Genomic DNA, 6,077 nt, shown 5'->3' with positions numbered 1-6,077 from the left:
AGTCTTTTTGGTCGAACCTCACTGATGGCGGCAAACGACTTAGCCGTCAGGCTCGCTCGGCGATAGATAAAAAAGGCGACTGGAGTTTCAAGTTGATTTTCGGTTAGCTGAGTCATTTATTTATCTTATCATTTTATAAAACTAAAACAAAACCCCGCCCAAAGGCGGGGTTTTGTTAAAAATCTAATAGGTTAGATTTTGAGATCGTCGACAACTGAAGTGTCAGCGTCAGCAGATCTTGAAGATCGTCGTGAACCTTCTGGTTCATGGATCTTTAGGTTAACTCGGGCGTTATTCTTAGCACCTACAATTTTAAGCAGGGTTCGAATAGCACGAGCTGTTTGGCCCTGTCGGCCAATAACATAACCCATATCAGCTGGGTTAAGATGAAGGGTGATTAACACACCCATCTCATCAACGCTGCGCTCTGTCTTGACGTCGTTAGGATTAGCGACAATCGCTCTAACAACGTATTCGACAAACTCTTGATCGGAATACTTTTCAGCCATATATCAAGATTTCGTTCCTCGTTTTATTAGCATTAACCAACAAAACGATTACTTCGATAGCAACCAGTACTGCCGACCTTACAAACAACCAAGATGGTTGTCGAAAAACAGTCTGGTAAAGTTCCTTGGATTAAGAAAGGAACATACCTATTATAGCATAAATATTTGATTTGTCAACGTGATTAGTAACAATATAAAAACGGCTTGCTAATCAAATTAACAAGCCGTAATGCCCTTAAGCACAATGAACAGCAATAACGCCGGGAAGATGCTTGACCCGATTAATCAGTTCACGAGAAAGTGCACCGTCAACATCAATCACGGTATAGGCAACGCCGCCCGGTGCGACGCGCTGATTAATGCTGGCGGCGATGTTGGCAAACCCCTTAACCTCTCCCAGGACCGCTGCTTCCATCCCTTGCTCGTCGGGATGAAAAACAATCAGCCGCGCATCAGCCACGCTCGCTAGGTAGAAAATCGGGAAATTAGCACCCCAGGGGATTTTGCCTTCCTTCAGGTAGGCGACGGCGCGCTTGGCCAATGCTTCTGAAACTGTTTGCTGTGCTTCTTCGCTACTGGCTGCGAGATGCGGCGTCATAATCAGTCGACCATCGGTAAAAAGCTCGGGCCGGCTAAACAACGGACTAGCCGCATAGTATTCAGCAGTTGGCGGTTCCTGAGGGTATACGTCGGTGGCGTAGCCAAACAGTTGATTAGTGGCCAGTGCCGCCACCACAGCTGCTTCGTCAATCAGCTCACCGCGGGCGAAATTCACCAGTAACGCGCCGGGTTTAAGCTGATTTAGAAAGTCGGCATTGACCAGGCCGCGGGTTGATGAAGTCAGCGGCAAATGCAAACTGACGACATCAGACTCAGCCAGCAGTGCCGGCAGCGGCACAAACGGTACCCAAGGCAGTTCAGCTGTCGGATTGATGTCATAAGACAAAACCCGAACGCCAAACGGTTCCAACAACCGGGCCAGCCACTTGCCGACATAGCCGAAACCGACAACGCCGACGGTTCGGCCACGAAGCGAATTGCCATTGCACTGTTTCTTGAGCCAAGTGTGCTGCGCCATGCCGGTTGACCCCTTGTGCAACCGGTGTAAGGCGTCAAGTATTACCCCAATTACACATTCAGCCACCGACTCAGCGTTGGCGCCGGGCGTATTAAACGCCACTACACCCCGCTGCGTCGCGTAGTCAACATCAATGCCGTTCATACCGGCACCGCCACGACCAACCGCCACTAAGGTGGTGGCCGCATCCAGCAATTCACGGTCAATTTTCGTCGCACCGCGAACTCCCAAAAAATGGTAAGCGCCGACCTGCCGAAGCAAATCCGGCCGGTCAATTGTTTTGGCCAGCGTCACTTCAATGCCCGCGGCTTCAAAAATGTTGGCGGCAACACCGTCAAGACCATCCAGCAATAACGCTTTCATCAAACCACCCTCCTTAACGTTAGATAACAAGTGAAAAGAGCTTCTGACGCTAAAAAATCAGCCTCTCAACAGGTGAAAGGCTGATTGCTAACTAAATTGCTTTTATATTTAGGTAAAAACCAACCTTCCCCCAGAATTTGAGAGGCCTGATGACAATGATGATGACTGACAAGATTTCATTAATAGGTTGAATTTCATATCACTATCGTAGCAAAGTACCGACAAATGTCAAATTCACCGCCAAATCAAAGCACCTCCGACGATTACTGGTCGGAGGTGCTTAACACTATATTCGTAAACTATGTTTTTATGAGGCGGCCGGAGTTTCTTCCTTTTTTTCTTCAGTTGCCGCGGGCGTCTCAGCCGGTTTTTCAGCTGCCGCCGGGGCGGCAGTGCTTTCTGCGTCAGCGCCTTTCTTCTTTGATTTTGACGCCTTAACTTTTTCGGCCTTGATCACGTTCTGATCAATCAACATATTGTGAACCGTTGGCGAAAGCTGAGCACCTTTACTGATCCAGTGGAGAATGCGGTCCTTTTTAACCTCGGTTACTTTGGTAAAGGGGTTATAGTGCCCAAGAATTTCCAAAGCTTTGCCGTAGGTGTCGCGGGCGCTTTCTGAAACGATAAATCGATAGGCCGGTCGTTTCTTCTTGCCCACGCGGGCTAATCTAATTTTTAGCATAGGGTAATATTTTTAGGGTATAAAAAAATACCTAGTGAATTAATAATGGCTCCATTTTATCGCCGGAGCCGCGAGCGTCGACTATTCCTTATTTATCAATAGATAGGTAAGGTTGCTTTATTCTTGCATATTTTAACCCAATAGTCAAGCCGATAATCTACTGCTATAATACCAATACTATGAAACACACGATCTACACACCATCAAACAAAATTTTAGAAAATTACGCTGACGTCTTGGTGAATTTTGCCCTCAATCAAGGCCAGGGGATTAGGCCAAACGAGACAGCCTATTTAACGATCAGCGAAGCCGCCAAGCCACTGCTCATGGCAATTCGCCGCGCGGTGTTGAAATCCGGCGGGCATGTGATTACCGATTACCGGCCTGATTCCGACAAAGATTATCCATTTGAAAAGGAATTTTATGTTCTGGCCAACGATCAACAGTTGACGTTTTTCCCCAAACAATACATGCGCGGACTCATCAACCAGGTTGATCACATGATCTACATTATCGCCGAAACGGACAAACACGCTCTTAAAGGAGTTGATCCACAAAAAATTATGCAGCGCGGTCTGGCGTTTAAGCCATACCTAGACTGGCGACGACGAAAAGAAAACGAAGGTAAGTTTTCATGGACGCTTGGGCTCTATGGTACCCAGGCGATGGCGGACGAAGCCGGATTAAGCCTAGAAGAATACTGGCAGCAAATTATCAAGGCCTGCTTTTTGACCGACGGCGCACCAGTCAAAAAATGGCAGGCCGTCGCCGGACAAATTCAAGTTACCATCAATAAACTAAACAAATTACAAATCAAAAAAGTTCATGTTGTCGGTCCGGATACGGATTTACATATCACAATCGGTGACCAACGCCGCTTCCTCGGAGGACGTGGAAACAACATTCCAAGTTTTGAAATTTTTACCTCGCCGGATTGGCGAGGAACTAATGGCTGGATTAAATTTAACCAACCGCTCTACCGCTACGGCAACTTAATTACGGGCATTGAACTGGAATTCAAAAACGGCCACGTCATTAAAAGCAAGGCGAAAAAAAATGAGTTACTCTTAAAAAACATGATCGCCACTCCCAATGCCGATAAGGTGGGGGAGTTTTCACTAACCGACAAACGATTTTCTCATATCACTAAATTTATGGCCGAAACTTTGTTTGATGAAAACATCGGCGGCCCGCACGGCAACACTCACATTGCGCTCGGGGCGTCGTACCACGATGCGTACGACGGTGCGGCGGCTAAAGTCACTAAAGCCGGCTGGAAACGTTTAGGCTTTAATGACAGCACTGTCCACACCGACATTATCTCAACAGCCAAGCGAGAGGTAATTGCCACTCTCAAAAATGGCAAACAAAAAACCATCTACAAAGACGGCATATTTACCCTTTAGCTTAAAAGTGGGCCAATTTACCGTGACTCCATAATCTTTTGGAGGGCTTTTTTCGTAAGGTGTTCTTCCCACAGACGATGCAAAATATTTGATTTGTTAAAATATTTTAACACCAATTGTGAGCCAAAGCCGATGGCCGAAGAAACACCAAAAATTTTTGCTACTCCCAACGTTGAAGTACGGAAAGCAACTAGCTGCACTCTACATTTTTTTTGAGCCAACAAATCTGCAAACAAGGCCTGAAATACTATTTCAAACGGCATATATAAAAATTGCCGGTAATCAATCATCATAACATCCGGGTGTTTTTGCATAAAAAACGTTTTTAGCTTATCAATTTTATACTGCTCAGTCTTTGGGTGAACCTTAAGCAGCACCAAAGACTTTTTATCAACTTTTTTATCTAGAAATTCCCCATAAGCAGCGATTTCGTCTGCCAGCTGAAGCTCTCGGCCGGGCGAAAAATCAGTCAACAAGAATACTACCACATTGCGGCCAATCATTTTATTTTTTAGATCCGCCAAAAAACTATAATCAAATGACTGGGCTATCATATCAATAAGTTTCACAAAGATATCTGGCGACAATTGATATTTTCTAATAGTGTCCCCGGAACCAAACCCCATGCCATCGGGGAAAAGATAGCACCCAAAATCAAACGCATAGCGATAATACGGCCGAATCTTTGCTTTGTTTAAAATCGGATAACCGGAAGTTAAATTTTGGAAGCGTTCACGATCGATTAATGACACGTCAACCCAGCGAATCAGCAATTTAAGCAGCCGCCACCAACGGAAGGTAACCAGACTTTGCATAATGCTTTCTCGGTAATACTCGTGTGTCACAACATCTTGATCGTGGTAAATACCAAGCCCGTCGCCGTAACATACTTTTGTTGCCGAATTGTATGCCTGTAACAACCGGCTACCAAAAAAATCCCGATTACGACACAGATAAACTTCGTTTGCACTTTCGGTTCCCACAATACTATATATCAGCTGCGTTAAATTAACAGTTGAATCTTTAGTTAATGCTTCAGTAAACGTCCGATTTGAAAGATATGCCACAGCTGCCCACGGCATTACTGCCTGTGCCATCTGCTTAATCATCAAAAATACTTCCTGGTCTCGTGCGTCTAAGTCTAGTCGCCAGGTTAATCCATACACCACCAAATAATTTACATATTCCACCCGATCGGTGGTTTTAGATTCAATAAATTTAGCTGCGGCTAACGCTGCTAACAAACCATGAGTACTCTGACAACAAATAATTCTTTTTATCGTTTTAGTTTTTACCTGTTTGGCAAAATCATTGGCGGCAATTAAATCATGGGGGGTGTCGACCGCTAACCCGGCATCCTCAACCCTGATAGCCAAAACGGGGTAGCCATATTCTAAAAATCTTAAAATCTCAATGTGCCGTTCAAGCTCCAACGGTTTTTGTTTTAATGTTGTATAAATACGTAAAGACTTAGCCCTAAAGGCATACAGCCCGATATGCCGACTAGCCCGATACTGGTCAGTGGATATTAATGTTCTGGTTAATGAAATCGCTCTACCGCGGTTATCACAAACAATTTTTACCACATTGTCGTTGGTAAAATCACTAAGCACCAAAGGGCTGGCAAGCGTTACTACCGCCGGTGGGTTATACATAAAATAAGGCGCAATCAGTCTTTCAAACAAGCTGTTGTCCACAAACGGATGATCACCCTGCACATTAACAACCACATCAGCATCCGGATGTCTGGCGGCCACTTCAGCCACCCGGTCCGTACCAGTTAGGTGGCCCGGGCTGGTCATTTCAACTTTGCCACCGAAAGCCGACACTGTATCAAATATCCGCCGATCATCAGTGGCGACAATCACATCTTCAAAATCTATAAAAGCCTTGGTTCGTTCATAGACCCACTGAATCATTGGCTTGCCATCAATCAACGCCAACGGCTTGCCAGGCAATCGGGATGACTGATAGCGAGCCGGAATAACGGCAATAATTTTTAATTTTTTCTTTAGTTTCATTTTTAAAAAAATGAACCA

General features: G+C 45.3%; 6 protein-coding genes. 1 reads left to right on the top strand and 5 read right to left on the bottom strand.

All coding sequences use genetic code 11. From position 1 onward, the window contains the following. The 4 genes from HUU49_05065 to rpsP form a co-directional block, all read right to left on the bottom strand. A partial coding sequence (locus tag HUU49_05065) for a glycosyltransferase family 2 protein (protein ID NUM25951.1) occupies positions 1–116 on the bottom strand: 116 nt, incomplete at its 3' end. A 75-nt stretch (positions 117–191) separates the two neighbouring features. Further along, a complete protein-coding gene (locus HUU49_05060; protein NUM25950.1) occupies positions 192–509 on the bottom strand; it encodes a KH domain-containing protein in 318 nt (105 codons plus the stop codon). A gap of 235 nt (positions 510–744) precedes the next feature. Next, a complete protein-coding gene (locus HUU49_05055) occupies positions 745–1,980 on the bottom strand; it encodes a hypothetical protein (protein ID NUM25949.1) in 1,236 nt (411 codons plus the stop codon). A 277-nt stretch (positions 1,981–2,257) separates the two neighbouring features. Then, positions 2,258–2,632, bottom strand: a complete 375-nt coding sequence (gene rpsP, locus HUU49_05050) for a 30S ribosomal protein S16 (GenBank protein NUM25948.1) — start codon at positions 2,630–2,632, stop codon at positions 2,258–2,260. A gap of 179 nt (positions 2,633–2,811) precedes the next feature. On the opposite strand from rpsP, the gene HUU49_05045 reads away from it, so the two are divergent. Further along, entirely contained in the window at positions 2,812–4,038 is a 1,227-nt protein-coding gene (locus tag HUU49_05045; protein ID NUM25947.1) for an aminopeptidase, read from the top strand. Positions 4,039–4,055: 17 nt separating this feature from the next. On the opposite strand, the gene HUU49_05040 is transcribed toward HUU49_05045, so the two are convergent. Then, a complete protein-coding gene (locus HUU49_05040; GenBank protein NUM25946.1) occupies positions 4,056–6,059 on the bottom strand; it encodes a 3-deoxy-manno-octulosonate cytidylyltransferase in 2,004 nt (667 codons plus the stop codon). Positions 6,060–6,077 lie beyond the last annotated feature (18 nt).

The sequence above is a fragment of the Candidatus Buchananbacteria bacterium genome, from assembly GCA_013359225.1.
Taxonomy (GTDB): Bacteria; Patescibacteriota; Patescibacteriia; order Buchananbacterales; family UBA6539; genus JABWCG01.
The sequence above is the reverse complement of the archived record's forward strand: the minus strand, read 5'-3'. Positions and strand labels throughout refer to the sequence as shown.